This window comes from Nonomuraea sp. MTCD27, from assembly GCF_041950495.1.
Classification (GTDB): domain Bacteria; phylum Actinomycetota; class Actinomycetes; order Streptosporangiales; family Streptosporangiaceae; genus Nonomuraea.
Genome location: NZ_JBGNUW010000005.1, coordinates 312,521 through 331,746, shown reverse-complemented (window position 1 = coordinate 331,746; position 19,226 = coordinate 312,521). Strand labels below are relative to the sequence as shown.

The following is a 19,226-nucleotide window of genomic DNA, read 5'->3' as shown; positions in this document are numbered from 1 at the left end:
CCTACCCGGGCGCGTAGCAGATCGTCCTACCCACGACCTGGACCCCGGGCTCGTCCCCGGAGAGCACCGTCAGCTCGAACGTCACCCGCGTCCGCGGATTGCGCAACACCGCCACGGCCTGGGCCTCATCCCGCAGGTCCAGGTCGTCGACGACCTTGTGGTAGCCCATGGCCTGCAACCGCTCCAGCAGCCCGTCCGTGGCGTCCACGAGGTCGCTCTCCGCCCGGAAGAAGTGCCGTGCCCGTCCCTGCCCGCACGCGTCGTCCGCCACCGACTCCACCGCCGACAGGTGCAGCTCCGCGGCGCTGAGCAGGCTGGTGGCGTCGGTGTCGAGCTGCCGGGCGGCCTCTTCGAGGGTGGGCGGCTCGGCCGCCGCCGCGCAGGCCGTCACCGCCACGACACAGAAGAGCACCGCGGAAAAGGCGTGACGGCGGGCGCGCACGACCGGACCTTATCGAAGGTCTCCACCGGCTAACGGGCAAATCACACAAAAGGCACAAACGTGTGCGGCGCGTGGCCGCGGCGGGCCTCAGCATAAAGCCGTCTTTTGCGGGCAGATCATGACGGTGTACGGCAGGCGCCCCCAACCGGAGCCGGATGACCTTCGAAACTGACGACAAGGCACGCGTCACCCTCGTTGCGCACCCGTTCGGCCTGCGTATCACCGGCGAGATCGACCGCGGCAACCGCCACCTGCTCGGCGACGCCCTCGACTGGGCGATCAACGCGGGCAGCAACGACATCCGGCTCGACCTGTCCGGCCTGACGTTCATCGACGTGGCGGGGATGCGCCTGATCGTCGCCGCTGCCGCGCGATTATCCTCGGAGCGGGAGATCGTCCTCGACCCGGTCTCGCGCACGGTGCGCCGCGTGCTCGAGGTGACCGGCTGGGCGGACGCGCCGGGCCTGCGGGTGGGTCACTGATCCCCCGGCTCGGTGAGGAGCTGGACGGCCAGCGTCCGATACACCCACTCCTCATACCGCTCGGGTGACCAGCCCCGTTCCGCCACCAGCAGCAGGAAGAGCTCGGGGCTGAGCAGTGCGAACAGCACGTCGGCCGCCACCTCCACCGGCACGTCCGGCCGCGCGCCCGGCTTGGCCATCAGCGAGGCGGCCGTGGTGCTCTGCACGACGTGGCGCGGATCGGTGCCCAGCGGCCAGAGCGCCGACACCTCGGGGTCCATCGCCACCGCCGTGTCCAGCACCTTGATGATCGGCGCCACCCGCTCGAGCACCGGCCGCGTGCCGCGCACGTGGGCCCGCAGGTGCGTCCCGGCGTCCCCGGTCGCCATGGCCGCCTGGAACCAGGGCCGGTCCAAGGTCGCGACCGGCTCGTCGTCACCCGCGACGGTGACGTCCACCAGCTCCTTCAGCAGCGTGCGCTTGTTGCCGAAGACGAAGTAGATGGTCTGCACGGCCACGCCCGCCAGCTCCGCGATGTCCTGCAGGTTCGTGGTGCCGTAGCCGTCGCGGACGAACAGCTCCCCGGCCGCCTTCAGGATCCGCGCCCGGGTCTCGCGGGCCTTCTGGGTGCGCTTGCTGACCCTCTTGACATCGCTCATAGCTAGAGTTTAACTCTAGTCATCGTTACTAGATGCCAACTCTAGAGATGGAGTCCAGTCATGGCCTACCTCCGCATCATGAGCTACACCGCCGACCCCTCCGACGCCGAGCTGCTCCTCGCCAGGCGCGCCGCGCTCATCGCCGCGGTCCGCGCCAAGCTCCCCGGTCTCATCGAGACCAGGATGGTCAGGGTCGACGACCGCACGTGGACCGACTCCTGGCGCTGGGAGTCGAAGGCCACCTTGGAGGCCGCCGTCGCGGCCGCGCACTCCATGCCGGAGACCGAGCCGGCGTTCGCGCTGGTCAAGGACATCACCAGCCAGGAGGGCGAGATCGTCGACGAGCGATGAGCCGGGGCGGCCCTGGGAGCGCGCCTCCCTAGGGCCGCCATCGGCGCAGGTCCGTGTCCTTCTCGTACGGCTGCGCGTCCGGATAGGTCAGCAGCTCCACCGTCCCGCCCCAGGGCGTCCGGCAGTAGGCGAACCGGTTGCGCTCGCCCGCCTCCGGCCCCGGCAGCGGCACCGGCTCGGACAGCTCGGTCCCGCCCGCCTCGGTGACCAGCCGCAGCGCGGCCTCCAGGTCGTCCACGTACAGGGCGACGTGCTGCCAGCCCAGGTCGCACGGCACCACCGCGTCGGCCTGCCGCGGCCCGCTGAACTCGAACAGCTCGATCCCGGGCCCGTTCGGCAGGCGCAACATGCGCACCGCGACCTCGACGGTTCCCTGGGGCACGCCGAGCCGCCGCTCGGTCGCCCATCCGCCCTTGGGTCCCTGCTCCCGGGGAAGGGTGTCGTAGAGCACCTCGGCCCCGAAGGCGCGGGCGAAGAACTTCGTCGCCGCGTCGAGGTCGGGCACGGTCACCCCGACGTGGTCGATGCCGCGGACGGTCATGGACTGCCTCCTGTTCTGGACAGCGCGTCGAGCTTGCGTTCGATGCGGTCGAGCCGGGTGTGCAGCTCCTGGACGTCGCCGCGCTCGGCGGTCTCCTCCTCGGGGCGCAGCCGGACGAGGACGGCGCCGCCCGGCTCCAGGCGTACCAGGCTCGTGTCGGCCACGGTCGTACCGCCTCTGAGCTGGATCGTCACGTCCAGGTCGGCCTGCCGCACGCCGAGCCGCCGCAGCGCCGAGGTCAGGTAGCGCCCGTCGCGGGCCAGCACCACCGGGTTGCCCTCGACGAGCCTGCCGACCATGGGCACCGCCGCGGCGAACCGCACCACCACCGCGTTGACCGCCATCAGGATCACCACCCCGGCCAGGCCGCCGGCCAGGGAGTTGTCGGGTCCGATGATCGCGTTCTGCACGACGTTGCTCATCAGCAGCATGACGACGAAGTCGAAGTTGTTGAGCTGCGCGATGCCGCGCTTGCCGCCGATCCGCAGCAGCGCCGCCACGGTCAGGTAGACGGCGACGGTCCTGATGGCCTTGTCGGCGAGTGAGACCCCGGTGTGGAAGAGGTCGTCCGTCATGTACGGCCGCCCCGGAACCTCCCGATCAGTCCCAGCTCGTCCACGCACCTGCCCAGCCCGAGCGCCACGCACTCCAGCGGGCGCTCCGCCCGGTGCACCGGCATGCACAGCGCCTCGCGCAGCCGCCGGCCCAGCCCGCGCAGCAGCGCCCCGCCGCCGACCAGTACCGCGCCGCGAACCCCGAGGTCGGCGGCCAGCTCGGCCGGGCACCGCTCGACGGTCTCCTCCGCCGCCCGCGCGATGGACTCGATCGGCTGCGCGGTGACCTCGAAGATCCGCTGGACGGGCAGCGCCAGGTCGCGCTCCCGGCCGGTGTCCGGATCGCGGGCCCGCACCACGACCTCCGCCTCCCCGCCGCCCGCGCGCCGCTTGGCCGACTCGGCCTCGGCGTCGTCGAGCTGCAGCCCGTGCTCGCGCTCGACGTAGCGGGCGATGGCCCTGCTCACGGCCCGCCCCCCGTACGGGACGGAGCCGGCTGCCACCACGGACTCGCCGGACAGCACCGCGATCCGGGCGGAGTCCCGCCCGATGTCGATCACCATGTGGCCGGTGCAGTCCGTGAGCGACAGGCCCGCGCCGAGCGCCGCCGCCAGCGGGTGCGGGATCAGCCGCACGGTCCTGGCGTCGGCCTCGTACGCCACGTCGCGCAGCGCGGCCCGGTCGATCGGGGTGGAGTCGCCGGGCAGCGCCAGGACCAGGCGCGGCCGGGCGTACGGGTGCCAGTGCACCTTGCGCAGGAAATGGCGGATCATGCGCCGGGCGAGCTCGGCGTCGGCCGGGAGCCCGCCGCTGACCGGCCAGCACGTCCGGCCGCCGGCGCCCAGGGCGGCGGCTTCCGCGCCGTACCCGATGACCTTGCCGGTGCGGCCGTCGCACATGACGGCGGAGGGCTCGTCGAGCACGATGCCCTTGCGCTTGGCGTAGATGCGCGTGCTCGCGGCCCCCAGATCTATCGCCAGGTCACGACCGAGGAGACTCATCGCGGGATCTATTTCCTGGGTCGCTCCAACACAACACCAGGAACAGAGCCAGTCCCCTTTACCGTTGGCCGGTCAGCGCCGCCTGAGGTCGGCCACGGTCTCGTCGGCCCACTGGATGACGGTCCTGGCCTGGGCCAGGCCCAGGTCGAGCGCGTACCGGCCGAACTCGCCCGCCGGCTTGCAGCCGAGCACCGCCAGCCGCTTCTGGTAGCGGGCCTTGATCCGCTCGACCACCTCGACCGCCCGGTCCCGCTCCATCAGCGGCAGCAGGAACGCCATGAGCGCGACCTCGCTGCGGGGTGTCACCGACGGCGTGTGCTCGCCCATCCACTCGTCCAGCTCGCGCGCCCCCTCCGGGGTGATCGCGTAGATCTTGCGCCCCCGGGCGCCCTCCGACTCGACCTGTACGAGCCCGTCGGCCGCCATCTTCACCAGCTCCGGATAGATCTGCGTGTGCCCGGCCTGCCAGACGTGGTTGAGCGAGTGCTCGAACTTCTTGGCCAGGTCGTAGCCGCTCGCGGGGCCGACGGCAGAGAGCAACCCGAGCAGTGCGATCCGTAGGGACATGAGGGCCAGCATATCGAAGCCTTGACATGTCAGAAGTTACATATAAGTTCTCACATGTGAAAACTGACACTAAGGCGCGGGGCAATGGGCTGGTGCTCCTGGCCGTGCTCGGCGGGATGTTCCTGGCGATGCTGGACCAGACGATCGTGGGCACGGCGCTGCCCCGCATCACGGCGGAGCTGGGCGGCAGCGGGCTCTACACCTGGGTGGTGACCGCCTATCTGCTCACCTCCACGGTGACCGTGCCGCTCTACGGCAGGCTGTCCGACCAGCACGGCAGGAAGCCGCTGCTGCTCATCGGCATGGTGGTGTTCGTGCTGGGCTCGGCGCTGTGCGGGGTGGCTCAGGACATGGTGCAGCTCATCGTGTTCCGCGCGGTGCAGGGGCTCGGCGCGGGCGCGCTGCTGCCGCTGTCGATCGCGTTGATGATGGAGATGTTCCCGCCGGGGTCGAACGGCGCCCGGGCGCAGGGGGCGATCGGCGGGGTGATGGGGCTGACGTTCCTGGCGGGGCCGTTCCTGGGCGGGTTGTTCACCGACCACGCGAGCTGGCGCTGGGCCTTCTACGTGAACGTGCCCCTCGGGGCCGTGCTGATCGCCATCGTCGCGCTGCGCCTGCCGAGGCGGCCCGGAACGGGCGGCGGGCGCCCCGACTACGCGGGCATCGCCGTCTTCACCGTGGCCATCAGTGCGCTGCTGCTGGGGCTGACCGAGAAGGGCCTGGACGGCCACACGTGGACGGACGCCGCCGTGGCCGGGCCGATCCTGCTCGCGCTGGTGCTGCTGGCGGTGTTCGTGGCCGTCGAGCGGCGGGCGGCGAGCCCGATCATGCCCATGGGCCTGTTCGCCAACCGCACGTACACGCTGGTGAACCTGACCTCGTTCTGCACCGCGTTCTGCATGTACGCCGGGGTCGTCTTCCTGCCGCGCTATTTCCAGGAGGCGCTGGGTGTCAGCGCCACCGAGTCAGGGCTGCGGATCTACCCGATGACGCTGGCCATGGTGGCGGGCAGCGTGCTGATGGGCACGCTGATGTCCAGGACCAGGGTGTACAAGCCGTGGCTGGTCGCCTCGCCGTTCCTGCTGGTCACCGGCGCGGTGCTGTGCCTCGGCCTGACGCCGGCCACCGGCGGCCTGGCGCTGGCGCTGTGGATGTTGCCGCTGGGGCTGGGGATGGGCCCGATGCTGTCCGGGCTGACGGTGGCGGCACAGCAGTCGGTCGAGCCGCGGCACCTCGGCGTGGCCTCGGCCAACCTGACCTTCTTCCGGCAGATCGGCGGCTCGGTGGCGCTGGCCGTCGGCGGCACCCTCTACACCGCGGAGGTCGCCGCGAGCGCGCCCGCGCACGGGATGGCCGCCGCGCACGCCTCCGCGGCGGCCGTGGTCATCCCGTCGCTGGGAGTGGTGGGGGCGATGATCGCCCTGGTGGCGCTGGTGGCCATGCCGAACAAGCGGCTGGAGGCGCCGTCCGTGCCGCAACACAAGGTTGAGGCCGGTTTCGCGTCATAAGCGGCTCCATGCGAAGCTGTGATTGTCCCCAACACCATGGAGGTCCTCATGGCGGATACACCGGAGCCGGAAGTCAGCGAAACTCCCGAGGACGAGATGAAGCGCAAGTTCCGCGAGGCGCTGGAGCGCAAGCGCGACCAGGCCGCGGGCTCAGGCGCCGGTGGCAGGGGCGTCGACCCATCGAAGATCCACGGGGCGCACGGTCCGGCTACGAGTAAGAGATCGTTCAGGCGCAAGAGCGGCGGCTGAGGCTGGATTTCTCAGGGGGTACGGCATGCCGTGCCCCCTTTCTCTTTACCTTCGAAGGTAGATCTTCGACTCTTTCATACGATTCGTTTGCGTTTGTCCGAATCGGTAGTTAGAGTAATCGCCATTACCAGCCGGTGACCTAGTCCTTACCCAAGATGGACCACCGGTTGGCGCCGAATCCCGAACCATCGGGAACCGGGGAACCACCTCACTGGGGTGAATCCGGCCGCGTGCCGGTAGGGCATCTCCACGCCCGAACCCGTCAGCTAACCCGGTAGGCGTGATGGAGAGGAAACATTACCCCATGCACCACCGCGTCGTACCCCCAGACAGCGCCGTGCCGGCCGCCCACTGAGCGGTCCCCTTCCTCAAGGCTCGTATTTTGCGCTCCGCGCAGCATCGTCAGGTGCTCTAGCTCCGCTGCGCGTGCTCCCCCTGTGAGCGCAACTCCCTGTCCCCTCGCGAAGGGTTTCACTTTTTCATGTCTGCTCGATTTGGCCTGCGTTCCTTCACCCTCCTCACCACCTCCGCCATCGCAGCGCTGACCATCGTCGGCACTCCCGCCCACGCCGACACCGACACAGACGAGAAGGTCCTGCTCAAGGGCTCCACCACGGCGTCGTACTTCTGGGACGACTCCTCCGGCCGCGCCGGCGACACCGGCCTGCCCGCCAGCGGCAAGCCCATGCAGAAGGGGCTGGCCGCCAGCCCGAGCTGGCCGCTGCTGACCGAGGGCTACGTGGTCTACAAGGGCAAGAAGATGCCCTTCTTCGTGGGTGACCGCGGCCCCGGCGCTCCCTCCAACCGCGGCATCATGCTCGACCTCGACGCCAAGACGTTCGCCGAGCTGACCGGCGGCGAGTTCAACTCCGACACCCTGGGAGTGGACGGCGTCGGCGGCCAGGGGCACATCGAGGTCGACTACGTCATCACCAAGTGGGGTGACGGCGTGGGCAAGAAGAACTACCCGGTCGCGTTCTCGACCGGCGCCTGGGCCGAGCGTGACCGTAACCCGGCCACCCCGCCGCAGGCGGAGGAGTCCTCGTCGCAGGGCGGCGTGCTCCTCTCGGGCCCCGTTCCCGCCGAGCACTGACTTTACGCGGGCTGACCAGAATGTCATTCTGGTCGTCGTGACCACGCGCGTAGCCGCAAACGGCATCGAAATCGCCTACGAGAGCTTCGGCTCACCGTCGGGACGTCCCCTGCTCCTCATCATGGGGCTCGGCGCCCAGCTCATCCAATGGGACGAAGGGCTCTGCGAGCTGCTCGCGGAGCAGGGACATCACGTCGTACGGTTCGACAACCGCGACGTCGGCCTGTCGACGCACTTCCACGACCTGGGGGTGCCCGCGATGGGCACGCCCTCGCCGTACCTGCTGGACGACCTGGCCGACGACACCGCGGGCCTCATGGACGCCCTCGGCTGGCCGGCCGCCCACGTGGTGGGAGCCTCGATGGGCGGGATGATCGCCCAGACGCTGGCCATCCGGCATCCGGCGCGGGTGCTGACCCTGACCTCGATCATGTCCACGCCCGGCCCCTCCGTCGCCCCGCCCACGGAGGCCGCGTCCGCGGTGCTGATGGGCCGGCCGGCCGCCGACCGCGAGGCGGTGCTGGCGCAGGCCGTGCAGACCTGGTCCGTCATCGGCTCGCCCGGCTACGAGCTGGACCGGGAGAGGATCGCCGCGATGGCCGGGCTGGCCTACGACCGCTGCTTCGACCCGGCCGGCACGGCCCGGCAACTGGCCGCCATCATGAGGTCGGGGGACCGTACGGAGCTGCTGGCCTCGGTGGCGGTGCCCGCGCTGGTGCTGCACGGGGAGGCCGACCCGCTGGTCCCGGTGGCCGGCGGTCGCGCGACGGCGGCGGCCATCCCGGGGGCGCGGCTGGTGACGTACCCGGGGATGGGGCACGACCTGCCGCGCGCGCTCTGGCCCGACTTCGTCACCGAGATCACCAAGCTGACCTCCGCCTGACGCTCGCCGGTGGCCCCCCCCGCCGGGGAGCGGGCCACCATGAGGGCGGTCAGACCTCCAGCTTCCCCTCGATGCCCTTGAGCTGGTGCCGGGCCAGCGCCAGGTTGGCGCGCCCGCGGTCGAGCGCCAGGTAGAGGAACAGCCCCTTGCCGCCGCGCCCGGTGATCGGGCGGATGATGTGGTACTGCCCGCTCAGCGTGATCAGGATGTCCTCGATGGCGTCCTTGAGGCCCAGCGAGTCCATCGTGCGGAGTTTGGCCTTGACCACCTCCGTGTTGCCCGCCGCGGCGACCTGGAGATCCAGGTCCTTGGAGCCGCCGAGCGTGCCCAGCGCCATGCCGCTGCCGTGATCGACGATCGCGGCTCCGATCGAGCCGTCGATCTGCATCATCTCCTTGAGAGAGACGTCCATGCCGGCCATGCTTCCTCCTCCTTCTCAGCGGGGCTGGATCAGTGCTTCCGTGCTGCGACGGCGGCCACTCCGGCGGCCGTCTTCCTGCCCTCCAGCCGAAGCAGCCCGACGTTCGCGCCGGGTCCGGCCAGGACCGTGAGGACGATGGTGGGGCCGGCGGCGTAGAAGGCCACGAATCCGGCGGAGCCGGAGACGAGCGTCTCCTCGAACGCCCCCTGGCCGGTCATGCTCAGCATCCGCCTGCTCATCGCGACCAGCGCCGCCGACAGCGCCGCCGCCTGCTCGCCCGTCTTCCCTTCGAGGTCGCAGGCGATCGGCAGGCCGTCCACCGTGCAGGCGACGCTCCCGTTCACGTCCGGGGTGCGCTCACGCAGGAGCGCCATCTCCTCCAGAACCTCTTGTCGTAGCTCCACCGGTGGCCTCCTCCTGAGTGAGGGGAACCTCACGACAGTTCCTCCAGCGCCTTCTTCAGCCGCATCAGCAGTGCCAGGTCGGTCGGGTTCCCGGTCACGGGCGGTCCCAGCGGCAGGGCCGCGGCCTTGGGGTCGTGCGGCGGGTGCTCCGCGGCCGGTTGCCGCCCGCGCTTGGGCAGTCCGGGAGCGGGGGCCGGGTCCGGCTCGGCGAGCAGGCCCGAGGCCGCCAGCCGCCGGACGGCCAGCAGCACCGGGTACGCCGGCCGCCCGATCTGCTTGGCCAGCTCCAGGGGCGTCGCCTTGTGGTCGGCCCGGACGAGGACCTCCCACTGGACCCGGCTCAGCGTCACCGCGTGCCCCGGCAGCCGCCCCAGCGGCCGCACCGGGAGGGTGTCCACGTCGGCGGACGGCCAGGCCTGGGCGAGCTGCGCCCGCCGGCGCGCGCACTCCCGCACCAGCCCCGGCACGTCGAAGAACCACTGCCCGCCCAGCCAGTGCCGTTCCCCGGGGCGGAACTTGGGCCGCGACCCGCTGATCGGCAGCAGGAAGAAGGCCGCGTCGAGGACCCCGCCGAGCACCGCGTACTGCAGCTCGCCCGCCGTGACCGGCCCCTCGGCGAGCAGCCGCTCGCAGCCGCCGTCGGCCTGCAGCCCGCGCAGCGCCGCCTCCGTCGTCAGCCCCCTGGCGGCGAGCAGCCGCTCGACGCTGGGGGCCTGGGCGCACTCCATGTACGTCACGCGCCCGTCCGCGAGGAAGATCGTGCCGTTCCTGCCGACCCGGAGCGCGCCCGTGGAGCGCTCGCGGGCGAGCCCGGCCAGGAGTGTGTCGAGCCGCGTCATGGGTCACGTCGTCAGGAGGCCGGAGAGGGACCGCAGGCGGTGCCTGGCCAGGGCCAGGTTGGATCGCTCCAGGTCAAGGCGGACGTACAGAACGAGAGGGCCCTCGAACACCGTCTCCATCATCCGGAGCAGGTGGTGGCCCTTGTCCGTGGTGACGAGCATGTCGTCGATGCGTACGACCTCGCCCGGGCACGAGCGGGCCAGGCCGTCGGTGGTGGCGCGCAGGGCCTCGGTCAGCGCGGCGGCCGACCGGTCGGCGTCCACACCTGACGCGCTGCTGAAGGCCACCGCCATACCGCTCGTGTGGTCCACCAGCATGGCGTCCAGCGCCCCCGGTATGGACATGACCTCTGCCAGGCAGGTGTCGATTCCGAGCACGTGACCTCCCTCGCCGTCTTGGGACGGGGACAGCGTAGGGGGGTGGGATCACACCGGAGAGGCCGCCGAAGGCGGGCGTTGAGCTTTTATACGGCTACGAAGTAGAAAAACAACACCGTTGCGCATAACTGTACGATTTATGAATACTTTTCGCGGCAACGAAGAATCTCGTTCACGTTCTGCTCCGCCCACGTGGCCACCACGGAGATCGGGTCGTGCAGCGACCGGCCCAGGTCCGTCAGCGTGTACTCCACCCGCGGCGGCACCTCCGCGAACACCTCCCGCGTCAGGAGCCCGTCCTGCTCCATGGCGCGCAGCGTCTGGGTCAGCACCTTGGGCGTGACCCCGCCGATCCGCGCCCTGAGCTGGGTGAAGCGCATCGGCCCGGCGATGAGGCAGAGCAGCACAAGGACCGACCATTTGTCGCCGATCCGATCGAGAACCACCCTGGTCGGACAGTTCGGGTCGAAGACATCACCGGTATCCATAAGGTACTTATAGCACGATGAAGTAACCAGTATCCGATGGATACTCTTGGCGACATGAAGATCCTTCTCTTTGGCGCGACCGGCATGATCGGGCAGCGCATCGCCGCCGAACTCGCCTCCCGCGGCCACGAGGTGACCGGCGTCAGCCGCAGGGGCCCCGTCAAGGGCGACGTCGGTGACGCCGCCACGCTCGCCGAGGGTCATGACGCCGTCATCTCCGCCATCGCCCCGCCGCGCGACGGCACCGAGCCGGAGGCCCCCTTCCTCGCCGCCAACCGCGCGCTCATCGACGGCGTGCGCGCCTCCGGCGTGCGCAGGCTGATCGTCGTGGGCGGGGCCGGCAGCCTGCAGGTGGCCCCCGGCCAGGACCTGGTCGACACGCCCGGCTTCCCGGAGATCTACAAGAAGGAGTCCCTCGCCGGGCGGGCGGCGCTGCGGCTCTACCAGGAGGTCGAGGACCTCGACTGGACGTTCGTCTCGCCGGCGGCGGAGATCGCGCCGGGGGAGCGGACGGGCAGCTACCGGCTCGGCGGCGACACGCTGATGAGCGACCCCGAGGGGCGCAGTTTCATCACCGCCGAGGACTACGCGGTCGCGATCGCGGACGAGGTGGAGCGCAACGCCCATCCGCGCCGGCGCATCTCCGTGGCTTACTGAACGGGCTCGTCGGGCAGGAGCGCCCGCTCGTCGGGCTTGTGCACCAGCACGTTGTTCACGTACGACTTCACCGCCGTGGTCAGCCCGACGTCGGCGCCCTCCTGCTCCGACAGGTACCAGCGGTGGTCGAGGATCTCGTGGAAGAGCTGCGCGGGCTCCAGCTTCCCGCGCAGGTCCGCGGGGATGGCCTCGACCGTCGGCTGGAACACCTCCGCCAGCCACCGGTGCGCCACTATGGCCTCGTCCTCGTGCCGCAGCCCCTTGGCCACCCGGAACCCGTCGAGGTCGTTGAGCAGCCGCCGCGCCTGGTTCTCCTCCACGTCGAGACCGGTCAGCCGGAGCAGGCGCCGCTGGTGGTGCCCGGAGTCCACGACCTTGGGCCGTACGATCAGCCGCCCGGTGCCGACCTTGCGCCGCACCATCATCTCGGCCACGTCGAAGCCCAGCAGGTTCAGCCGCCTGATGCGCTGCTCCACGCGGTGCCAGTCGACCTCCTCGATGATCTCGCTCTCGTTGATCTCGTTCCACAGGCGGTGGTAGCGGGCCACGACGTCCTCGGCGGTCTCCATGGGGTCGATCGACGGGTGCAGCAGCCCGCCGGCCTCCAGGTCGAGCATCTCGCCGAAGATGTTCGTGTGCGCGGTGTCGATGTCGCCCAGCCGCTGCCCCTCGCTGATCATCGGGTGCATCTCACCGGTCTCGGCGTCCACCAGGTACGCCGCGAACGCCCCCGCATCGCGGCGGAACAACGTGTTGGACAGCGAGCAGTCACCCCAGTAGAAGCCGTTCAGGTGCAGCCGCACCAGCAGCACGGCCAGCGCGTCCAGCAGCCGGGTGAGCGTGTCGGGGCGCAGGGTGCCCGACATGACCGCGCGGTAGGGGAGTGAGAACTGCAGGTGCCGGGTGATCAGCGCCGCGTCGAGCCCGTCCTCGCGGCCGGTGACGTACGCGACCGGCTCCACGGCGGGCGCGTCCAGCCTGGCCAGGTCCCACAGGAGCTGATACTCCCGCTTGGCGTAGCGCTCGCTGATCTCCTTGATCGCGTACACCTTCCCGGACAGCCGGGCGAAGCGCACGACGTGCCGCGAGATGCCCCGCGGCAGGTCCACCAGATGGTGCTGGGGCCAGTCTTGAAGGGGGACCTCCCAGGGGAGGCGGATCAGGTCAGGGTCGCCTAGCGCGCCAGTGATCTGCAGGGGCATTTGCTCAGGATATGGTGCATCGGTGGACGAGTTTCTCAAGTGGTACTTTTCCGACCGTCCCGTCGTCGCCGCCTCCCTCGGGGCCGACGGTTACGATCACACCCTCGGCGATTTCACCGCCTCCGGCTGGGAGGCCCGCGAGCGCGAGCAGGCCCTCTGGTACGACCGCCTCTCGGCCACCGAGGCCCCGTCGCCGGACGACGCGATCGACAGGGACCTCGTCCTGTCGCAGCTCAAGGGCTCGATCGTGCTCGCGTCCTGGCCCGAGTGGCGGCGCGACCCGAGCGTCTACCTCGGCGCCGTCTTCACCTCGCTGTACACGCCCTTCCAGCGCCGGCTCAAGCCCGAGCCCGAGCTGGTCGCCTCCGCCCTGTCCCGCCTGGCCGAGGTGCCCGGCGTGCTGGCGGCCTGCCGGGCGAACCTGGACCCCGACCTGGCCGCCCCGCTCCTGGTCACCCGGGGGCTGGGCCAGGCGCGCACCGGCCGCAACTTCCTGACCCGCACGATCCCGTCCATGGTCGAGGACGCCGAGCTGCGTGCCCGGCTGGCCGCGGCGGCCGAGCCGGCCGCGCGGGCGTTCGACGACCTCGTCGCCTTCCTGGAGGGCTTCGAGTGCGGCGGCACCTGGCGCATGGGGGAGCGGCTCTACTCCACGCTGCTGCGCGAGCGCGAGCTGCTCGGGTACGGCGCCGCCGAGCTGCACGAGAAGGGCAAGGCCGCCTGGGCGGAGCTGGACGCGCGCATGCGCGAGGTCGCTGTCCGGGTCAACGGCACCCAGGACTGGCGGGCGGCCATGGAGTTCCTCATGGACGACCACCCGCCGACCCTCGACGACATGCGGGCCGAGTACGAGGCGGAGACCCTGCGGGCCCGCGAGTTCGTCCGCGAGCGGGACCTCGTCACGTTCGCCGGCGGCGAGGAGTGCCACGTGCTGCCGTCGGCCGAGTACACCCGGCCCGTCCTGTCGGTGGCCCACTACCTGTCCCCGCCGCCGCTCAGCACCTCGCGGACCGGCATCTTCTTCGTCCCGTACACGCCCGACGACTTCACCCCCGAGCAGGTACGCCAGCGCCTGCGCACCAACTCGCGGGCCCAGATGCCGTCGATCGCCGTCCACGAGGCCTACCCCGGGCACCACTGGCACCTGTCGTACATGGCGGGCAATCCGCGTACGGTGCGCAAGGTCTTCCGGACCCCGTACTTCACCGAGGGCTGGGCCCTGTACGTCGAGAAGCTGCTGCACGAGCAGGGCTACTTCGACACCCCCGCCACCGAGCTGGCCCACCTGGACTGCCGCATCTTCCGCGCCGCCAGGATCGTCGTCGACACGGCCCTGCACTGCGAGGACATGTCCATCGAAGAGGCCGAGACGTTCATGGCCACCAAGGCGTCGCTGTCGCCCGGCACGGCCCAGGGCGAGGTCAACCGCTACTGCGCCTGGCCCACCCAGGCCCCGTCCTACCTCACCGGCGCCATCGAGATCGACCGCATCCGGGAGTCGTTCCATGGCCCGCTGAAGGAGTTCCACGACCGGATCGCGGGATCCGGCGGGCTGCCCCTCGGGCTGGCCGAGCAGGCCGCACTCTCATAGCCGGGGGAACTCCGGGGGGTTGAGAGCCCGGTCCACCACGGCGGCGAGCTGCTCATCCGTCAGGACGGTCGGCTTGCCGACGCCGAGCCCCCGGACGTACACCTCGCAGAGCCACTCCAGCAGCCGGGTGAGCTCGAACGCCTCCTCCAGCGTCCCCCCGATGGTCACCCCGCCGTGGTTGGCCATCAGGGCGGCGCGCTTGCCCTCCAGGGCGGCACGCACGTTCGCGGCCAGCTCGGGCGTGCCGTACGTGGCGTACTCGGCGACCTTGACCACCCCGCCCAGCATGAGCGCGTTGTAGTGCACGGGCGGCAGCTCGGTCATCGTCGTGGCCACCACCGTCCCGAACACCGAGTGCGTGTGCACGATGGCCCGCGCGTCCGTGGTGCCGTAGACGGCCAGGTGCATGGGGGTCTCGCTGGACGGCTGGAGATCGCCCTCCACGAGGTGGCCCGCCACGTCCACGACCGGGCACATCTCGGGCGTCAGCCGGTCGAGCGCCACCCCCGACGGCGTCACGGCGACCAGGTCACCCTCGCGCACGCTGAGGTTGCCCGAGGTGCCGATCACCAGGCCGAGGTCGACGGCGCGGCGGCCGTACTCGCACAACTGCTCACGGGGGCTCATATGTGTGGAATGTAGTCCATCACAGGCGATCAACGGCGCGCAGCATGATCCGCTCGACGTCCGCGCGGGTCAGGCGGCCGGGGTAGAGCATCAGGTGCAGGCTGAGGCCGTCGACGAGGGCGAGCAGGTGCTCGGTGACGTCGTCGAGGTCGTCGTCCGTCCGCAGCTCGCCGGCCGCGCGGGCCCGGCCGAGCAGGTCGCGTACGGCGGCGCGCAGCTCGCCCGCCTCCGCCCGCTGCACCTCGGCCAGCCGCTCCGAGGCCAGGCTGCGGCTCCAGAAGCTGACCTCCAGCCGGGTCTCCTGGCTGCGCTCGCCGTCCAGCGGCAGGTTGTCCAGCAGCACCTCGCGCAGCGCGGCCAGGCCGCTGACGCCGTCCACCTTGCGGGTCAGCCGGGTGCGGATGCGCTGGTGGGACTGACGCAGCGCGGACAGCAGGATCTCGTCCTTGTCGGCGAAGTAGTGGGCGAGCACCCCGTTGGAGTAGCCCGCCTCCTTGGCGATGGCGCGGGTGGTGGCGGCGTCGATGCCGTCCCTGACGATCACCCGGCGCGCCGCTGACAGGACCTCGCGCCTGCGCTCGTCGTGATCGACGATCTTCGGCATCGAATCCTCCGTTGACTTTTTATTCGGACGTCTGTCTATTTAGACTATGACCGTCGTCACCGTCGGCGTCCACATCGTCGACATCCTCACCAGGCCCGTCGAGCACATCCCCGAGGGCCAGGACACCGTGCTGGTCGACCAGATCCGCCTCACCGCCGCGGGAGCCGCCGCGGGCACGGCGGTGGACCTGGTCAAGCTGGGCAACGACGTGGTCACCATGGGCGCCATCGGCGACGACGAGCTCGGCGACTTCCTGCTCATGGTGCTGGCCAAGCGCGGCGTGGACGCCACGCGGCTGGTCCGCAGGGCGGGGGAGCAGACGGCGGCCTCGATCCTGCCCATCAGGCCGGACGGCGGGCGCCCCAGCTTCCACGTGCCCGGGGCGAACCTGACCGTCGCCTACCCCGACCTGGACACGGACGTGCTGCGCTCGGCCCGCGCGATCCACCTGGGCGGCATGGACGTCACGTTCGGCCTCGGCGATCCGGCCTTCTTCGCCCTCCTCGACGCGGTCCGGTCCGCCGGCACCATCGTCACGATGGACCTGCTGTCGGAGATGCCCGACCTGCTGGGCATGGCCCGCGCGTTCCTGCCCCACGTGGACTACGTGCTGCCGAACGAGTCCCAGGCGCTGCTCATGACCGGCGCCCAGGACGTCGAGGCCGCCGCGCGGGCGCTGCTCGCCGACGGGCCGCGCGGCGTGCTGGTCACCCTGGGCGCGGCCGGCAGCCTGGTCGTGACCCCGGACGGCCCGGATCACGTGTCAGAGCACGTGCCGGCGCTGAAGACGGAGGTCTCCGACACCACGGGCTGCGGCGACGCCTACTGCGCCGGCTTCCTCACCGGCCTGCTCCACGACCGGGACGTCCTGACCGCCGCCCGCTGGGGCACGGCCGCCGCCGCCCGCGTCGCCACCGGCCTCGGCTCCGACGCCGGGCTGACCGACCTCGACTCCACCCTCAGCCTCCTCTCCCACTAGGACTTCCCTCCATGACCACCGACGCAGAACTCCGTCAGCGGGCCGCCAAGGTCGTGCCCGGCGGCATGTACGGCCACCTCAACGCCGCCCTCTTCGCCCCCGGCTTCCCCCAGTTCTTCGAGCGCGGCGACGGCTGCCGCCAGTGGGACGTGAACGGCCGCGCGTACATCGACTTCATGTGCAGCTGGGGCCCCGTGGTGCTCGGGCACCGGCACCCGCGCGTGGAGGAGGCCGCCGCCCGCCAGGCCGCGCTCGGCGACTGCCTCAACGGCCCGGGGCCGATCATGGTGGAGCTGGCGGAGCTGCTGGTGGACACCGTGCCGAGCGCGGACTGGGCGATGTTCTCCAAGAACGGCACCGACGCCACCACGCAGGCGCTCATGGTCGCCAGGGCCGCGACGGGGCGGACGAAGGTGCTGATGGCCCACGGGGCCTACCACGGGGCCGACCCCTGGTGCACGCCGTCCCTGTCGGGGACGACGCCGAACGAGCGGGCCGACCTGGTGGAGTTCACCTACAACTCCCTGGAGTCCCTGGAGGCCGCGGCGGCGACCGTGGAGGGTGACGTGGCGGCGATCATCGTCACGCCCTTCAGGCACGACTCGTTCGAGGACCAGGAGCTGGTGGAGCCCGCCTTCGCGCGGGGCGCCCGGGCGCTGGCCGACCGGCTCGGCGCGGCCCTGGTGATCGACGACGTGCGCGCCGGGTTCCGCATCGACCTGCGGGGGTCGTGGGAGCCGTACGGTGTGCGCCCCGATCTGACCGCCTGGTCGAAGGCGATCGCCAACGGCTACCCGATCGCCGCCGTGACCGGCACCGACGCGCTGCGCGGGCCCGCGCAGACGCTGTACTCGACGGGGTCGTTCTGGTTCTCGGCGGTGGCGATGGCGGCGGCCAAGGCCACCATCGAGACGCTGCGCGACACCGACGGCATCGCGGCCATGGAACGCGCGGGGACGCAGCTCAGGGAGGGGCTGTACGCGCAGGCCAAGTCGCACGGTTTCGTGGTCAACCAGACGGGGCCGGTGACGATCCCGTGGCTCAGCTTCGACGGGGACGCCGACCTGTCCGTGGCGATGCACTGGAGCGACGCCTGCCTGCGGCACGGGGTCTACCTGCACCCGTGGCACAACTGGTTCATGTCGGCCGCGCACACGGAGGCCGACGTGGCGGCCGCCCTGGAGGGCACGGACCAGGCGTTCGCGGAGACTCGCGCCCACTTCGGCTGACCCCGGTAATGCTGGCGACATTCCGGACATGCGCTTGAGTGTTGACGCACTCAAGTGAGGAGCCCACGTGGGACTCGATCCCGAAAGCCGGTTCGAGGAGATCTACGGATCCTCGTACCGGCCGCTGCTCGGGTACGCGTTGCGCCGCTGTCCCGATCCGGACGACGCGGCCGACGTGGTGGCCGAGACCTTCATGATCGCCTGGCGCCGGGTCGAGGAGATCCCCAAGGGGGACGGGGCCAGGCTGTGGCTCTTCGGCGTGGCCCGGAAGGTGCTGGCCAACCAGCGGCGCGGCGAGCGGCGGCACGAGCGGCGCACCGCCGCCCTGCGCGCGCAGCTCGCCGCCACGCCGCTCGTCGCCCGGCCGCCCGGTGAGGACCTCTCCCAGATGGGGCGGGTGTTCCGCGCCCTGCCCGAGAGCGACAGGGAGCTGCTCGCGCTGGTCGCCTGGGAGCAGCTGGACCCGCGCCAGATCGCCAAGGTCCTCGGCGTCTCCGCCAACACCGTGCGGGTCAGGCTCTACCGCGCCCGCAAGCGCTTCGCCCGGGGCCTGGCCGAGGCCGGGATCGAGCACTCGCGCGCCGTCGCCGCCGAAGGGAGCAACCTGTGAACATCGCCGATCTCGCACGCGTGCGCGACGAGGACCTGGCCGGGGAGCCCCTGGGGCAGGCGTCCGGGGCGGGCGCGCGGGCGCTGCTGGAGTCGATCATGGCCGAGGCGCGCGAGCCCGTACGCCGGCGCTTGCCCGTGCGGCGCCTGGCCGGGCTCGGCGTGGTGTCCGCCGCGCTGGCCGCCGCCCTCGTCGTGTGGACCCCGTTCGGCGGCCCCGCCACCCAGTACGCCAACGCCGCCGTCTCTCTCAGGGCCGGCGACGACTTCATCGAGGTCACCGTCAACGACCCCGAGGCCGAGGCCGCGAAGTTCACCGAGGCGTTCCGCGCGGTCGGTCTGGACGCGGAGGTGAAGAAGGCCCCCGTGGCACCGCAGGACGTGGGCAAGCTGATCGGCCCCGCGCTCATGGACGGGAAGTTCCCGGTCGGAACGCGCGTGACGATCAGCACGCGGATGGAGGGTTGCGGCTCCGCCTGGTGCGGCAAGATCTCCATACCGGTCGGCGTCCCCGGGAAGATCGTCTTCGGCATCGGCAGGCCGGCCGCGCCAGGGGAGCTCTACGCCACCCCGATCCAGGTCGACGTCGACCCGGGCGGCGGGGTGATCGAGGGGTACCAGGCCCGCGGCAAGCCGGTCGCCGACGTCAGAGCCACCATGGAGCGGGCCGGGATGAAGATCCATTACCTGGTGAAGTGGAGCAACCCGGACGGCAGCGGCAGCGGATACAACGTAGACGTTGCCCACGTCAAGGACGACTGGATCGTCGAGCACGCGCAGCGCATCGCGTCCGACGCCGTCACGCTCACCATCGACGCCCCCGCCGACGTGCCCAAGGACTCACTGCCCATGATCCAGCCGCCGCTGTCCGACTGGTGGCAGGACTGAC

The 19,226-nt window shown here is 71.1% G+C and carries 26 protein-coding genes and 1 riboswitch; of the genes, 12 read left to right on the top strand and 14 right to left on the bottom strand.

Annotated elements, in window-relative coordinates; genetic code table 11:
- Position 1 precedes the first annotated feature (1 nt).
- The gene (locus ACBJ59_RS17360; protein WP_375111249.1) at positions 2 to 442 is read right to left on the bottom strand and encodes a hypothetical protein; all 441 of its coding nucleotides are present in this window, start codon (positions 440 to 442) and stop codon (positions 2 to 4) included.
- A gap of 155 nt (positions 443 to 597) precedes the next feature.
- Between ACBJ59_RS17360 and ACBJ59_RS17355 the strand changes: the two genes are divergently transcribed.
- Positions 598 to 924 (top strand): STAS domain-containing protein, encoded by a 327-nt coding sequence (locus ACBJ59_RS17355; RefSeq protein ID WP_375111248.1) that lies wholly within the window; start codon positions 598 to 600, stop codon positions 922 to 924.
- On the opposite strand, the gene ACBJ59_RS17350 is transcribed toward ACBJ59_RS17355, so the two are convergent.
- The gene (locus ACBJ59_RS17350) at positions 918 to 1,562 is read right to left on the bottom strand and encodes a TetR/AcrR family transcriptional regulator (RefSeq protein WP_375111247.1); all 645 of its coding nucleotides are present in this window, start codon (positions 1,560 to 1,562) and stop codon (positions 918 to 920) included. The two genes, ACBJ59_RS17355 and ACBJ59_RS17350, sit on opposite strands and share 7 nt — an antisense overlap.
- A gap of 60 nt (positions 1,563 to 1,622) precedes the next feature.
- Here ACBJ59_RS17350 and ACBJ59_RS17345 point away from each other — a divergent pair, with 60 nt between their 5' ends.
- A complete protein-coding gene (locus ACBJ59_RS17345; RefSeq protein ID WP_375111246.1) occupies positions 1,623 to 1,913 on the top strand; it encodes a hypothetical protein in 291 nt (96 codons plus the stop codon).
- Between the two features lie 28 nt (positions 1,914 to 1,941).
- Here the strand turns inward: ACBJ59_RS17345 and ACBJ59_RS17340 are convergent, their stop codons facing one another.
- The 4 genes from ACBJ59_RS17340 to ACBJ59_RS17325 form a co-directional block, all read right to left on the bottom strand.
- Entirely contained in the window at positions 1,942 to 2,454 is a 513-nt protein-coding gene (locus ACBJ59_RS17340) for a VOC family protein (protein ID WP_364115389.1), read from the bottom strand.
- Positions 2,451 to 3,029 (bottom strand): DUF421 domain-containing protein, encoded by a 579-nt coding sequence (locus tag ACBJ59_RS17335; protein WP_375111245.1) that lies wholly within the window; start codon positions 3,027 to 3,029, stop codon positions 2,451 to 2,453. The genes ACBJ59_RS17340 and ACBJ59_RS17335 overlap by 4 nt, the downstream gene beginning before the upstream one ends.
- On the bottom strand, positions 3,026 to 4,009 hold the full coding sequence (locus ACBJ59_RS17330) for a rod shape-determining protein (protein WP_375111244.1): 984 nt from the start codon (positions 4,007 to 4,009) through the stop codon (positions 3,026 to 3,028). The genes ACBJ59_RS17335 and ACBJ59_RS17330 overlap by 4 nt, the downstream gene beginning before the upstream one ends.
- A gap of 72 nt (positions 4,010 to 4,081) precedes the next feature.
- The gene (locus ACBJ59_RS17325) at positions 4,082 to 4,576 is read right to left on the bottom strand and encodes a PadR family transcriptional regulator (RefSeq protein WP_375111243.1); all 495 of its coding nucleotides are present in this window, start codon (positions 4,574 to 4,576) and stop codon (positions 4,082 to 4,084) included.
- 56 nt (positions 4,577 to 4,632) lie between these two features.
- Here ACBJ59_RS17325 and ACBJ59_RS17320 point away from each other — a divergent pair, with 56 nt between their 5' ends.
- The 4 genes from ACBJ59_RS17320 to ACBJ59_RS17305 all read left to right on the top strand — a co-directional run bounded on the left by ACBJ59_RS17320 (position 4,633) and on the right by ACBJ59_RS17305 (position 8,309).
- The gene (locus ACBJ59_RS17320; protein WP_375111242.1) at positions 4,633 to 6,084 is read left to right on the top strand and encodes an MDR family MFS transporter; all 1,452 of its coding nucleotides are present in this window, start codon (positions 4,633 to 4,635) and stop codon (positions 6,082 to 6,084) included.
- A 48-nt stretch (positions 6,085 to 6,132) separates the two neighbouring features.
- Positions 6,133 to 6,333 (top strand): DUF5302 domain-containing protein, encoded by a 201-nt coding sequence (locus tag ACBJ59_RS17315; protein WP_364115399.1) that lies wholly within the window; start codon positions 6,133 to 6,135, stop codon positions 6,331 to 6,333.
- Between the two features lie 161 nt (positions 6,334 to 6,494).
- Positions 6,495 to 6,629: riboswitch (cyclic di-AMP (ydaO/yuaA leader) on the top strand.
- A 185-nt stretch (positions 6,630 to 6,814) separates the two neighbouring features.
- Positions 6,815 to 7,426 (top strand): hypothetical protein, encoded by a 612-nt coding sequence (locus tag ACBJ59_RS17310; protein WP_375111241.1) that lies wholly within the window; start codon positions 6,815 to 6,817, stop codon positions 7,424 to 7,426.
- Between the two features lie 37 nt (positions 7,427 to 7,463).
- Positions 7,464 to 8,309 (top strand): alpha/beta fold hydrolase, encoded by an 846-nt coding sequence (locus ACBJ59_RS17305; RefSeq protein WP_375111240.1) that lies wholly within the window; start codon positions 7,464 to 7,466, stop codon positions 8,307 to 8,309.
- A 49-nt stretch (positions 8,310 to 8,358) separates the two neighbouring features.
- Here the strand turns inward: ACBJ59_RS17305 and ACBJ59_RS17300 are convergent, their stop codons facing one another.
- From ACBJ59_RS17300 to ACBJ59_RS17280, 5 genes are all read right to left on the bottom strand, one after another.
- The gene (locus ACBJ59_RS17300) at positions 8,359 to 8,730 is read right to left on the bottom strand and encodes a hypothetical protein (RefSeq protein ID WP_375111239.1); all 372 of its coding nucleotides are present in this window, start codon (positions 8,728 to 8,730) and stop codon (positions 8,359 to 8,361) included.
- A gap of 29 nt (positions 8,731 to 8,759) precedes the next feature.
- On the bottom strand, positions 8,760 to 9,134 hold the full coding sequence (locus tag ACBJ59_RS17295; RefSeq protein WP_375111238.1) for a roadblock/LC7 domain-containing protein: 375 nt from the start codon (positions 9,132 to 9,134) through the stop codon (positions 8,760 to 8,762).
- 29 nt (positions 9,135 to 9,163) lie between these two features.
- Positions 9,164 to 9,973: a hypothetical protein gene (locus tag ACBJ59_RS17290; protein WP_375111237.1), complete on the bottom strand. Its 810-nt coding sequence runs from the start codon at positions 9,971 to 9,973 to the stop codon at positions 9,164 to 9,166.
- A gap of 3 nt (positions 9,974 to 9,976) precedes the next feature.
- Positions 9,977 to 10,351 (bottom strand): roadblock/LC7 domain-containing protein, encoded by a 375-nt coding sequence (locus ACBJ59_RS17285; RefSeq protein ID WP_375111236.1) that lies wholly within the window; start codon positions 10,349 to 10,351, stop codon positions 9,977 to 9,979.
- 137 nt (positions 10,352 to 10,488) lie between these two features.
- The gene (locus tag ACBJ59_RS17280) at positions 10,489 to 10,839 is read right to left on the bottom strand and encodes a winged helix-turn-helix transcriptional regulator (protein ID WP_375111235.1); all 351 of its coding nucleotides are present in this window, start codon (positions 10,837 to 10,839) and stop codon (positions 10,489 to 10,491) included.
- A 54-nt stretch (positions 10,840 to 10,893) separates the two neighbouring features.
- Between ACBJ59_RS17280 and ACBJ59_RS17275 the strand changes: the two genes are divergently transcribed.
- The gene (locus tag ACBJ59_RS17275) at positions 10,894 to 11,496 is read left to right on the top strand and encodes an NAD(P)H-binding protein (RefSeq protein ID WP_364115420.1); all 603 of its coding nucleotides are present in this window, start codon (positions 10,894 to 10,896) and stop codon (positions 11,494 to 11,496) included.
- Here the strand turns inward: ACBJ59_RS17275 and ACBJ59_RS17270 are convergent.
- A complete protein-coding gene (locus tag ACBJ59_RS17270) occupies positions 11,490 to 12,698 on the bottom strand; it encodes a DUF4032 domain-containing protein (RefSeq protein ID WP_375111234.1) in 1,209 nt (402 codons plus the stop codon). The two genes, ACBJ59_RS17275 and ACBJ59_RS17270, sit on opposite strands and share 7 nt — an antisense overlap.
- A gap of 22 nt (positions 12,699 to 12,720) precedes the next feature.
- Here ACBJ59_RS17270 and ACBJ59_RS17265 point away from each other — a divergent pair, with 22 nt between their 5' ends.
- Complete coding sequence (locus tag ACBJ59_RS17265; RefSeq protein ID WP_375111233.1) at positions 12,721 to 14,289, top strand: DUF885 domain-containing protein; 1,569 nt, start codon at positions 12,721 to 12,723, stop codon at positions 14,287 to 14,289.
- Here ACBJ59_RS17265 and ACBJ59_RS17260 read toward each other — a convergent pair.
- The gene (locus ACBJ59_RS17260; protein WP_375111232.1) at positions 14,284 to 14,916 is read right to left on the bottom strand and encodes a class II aldolase/adducin family protein; all 633 of its coding nucleotides are present in this window, start codon (positions 14,914 to 14,916) and stop codon (positions 14,284 to 14,286) included. The genes ACBJ59_RS17265 and ACBJ59_RS17260 overlap by 6 nt on opposite strands.
- Positions 14,917 to 14,935: 19 nt before the next feature.
- Positions 14,936 to 15,520 (bottom strand): TetR/AcrR family transcriptional regulator, encoded by a 585-nt coding sequence (locus ACBJ59_RS17255; protein WP_364115430.1) that lies wholly within the window; start codon positions 15,518 to 15,520, stop codon positions 14,936 to 14,938.
- Between the two features lie 46 nt (positions 15,521 to 15,566).
- Here ACBJ59_RS17255 and ACBJ59_RS17250 point away from each other — a divergent pair, with 46 nt between their 5' ends.
- The 4 genes from ACBJ59_RS17250 to ACBJ59_RS17235 all read left to right on the top strand — a co-directional run bounded on the left by ACBJ59_RS17250 (position 15,567) and on the right by ACBJ59_RS17235 (position 19,225).
- On the top strand, positions 15,567 to 16,499 hold the full coding sequence (locus ACBJ59_RS17250; RefSeq protein ID WP_375111231.1) for a carbohydrate kinase family protein: 933 nt from the start codon (positions 15,567 to 15,569) through the stop codon (positions 16,497 to 16,499).
- An 11-nt stretch (positions 16,500 to 16,510) separates the two neighbouring features.
- On the top strand, positions 16,511 to 17,728 hold the full coding sequence (locus ACBJ59_RS17245; RefSeq protein ID WP_375111230.1) for an aminotransferase class III-fold pyridoxal phosphate-dependent enzyme: 1,218 nt from the start codon (positions 16,511 to 16,513) through the stop codon (positions 17,726 to 17,728).
- A gap of 67 nt (positions 17,729 to 17,795) precedes the next feature.
- Complete coding sequence (locus ACBJ59_RS17240; RefSeq protein WP_375111229.1) at positions 17,796 to 18,338, top strand: RNA polymerase sigma factor; 543 nt, start codon at positions 17,796 to 17,798, stop codon at positions 18,336 to 18,338.
- Positions 18,335 to 19,225, top strand: coding sequence for a hypothetical protein (locus ACBJ59_RS17235; protein ID WP_375111228.1), 891 nt, complete (start codon positions 18,335 to 18,337; stop codon positions 19,223 to 19,225). Before ACBJ59_RS17240 ends, ACBJ59_RS17235 begins: the two co-directional genes overlap by 4 nt.
- Position 19,226: the final 1 nt, after the last annotated feature.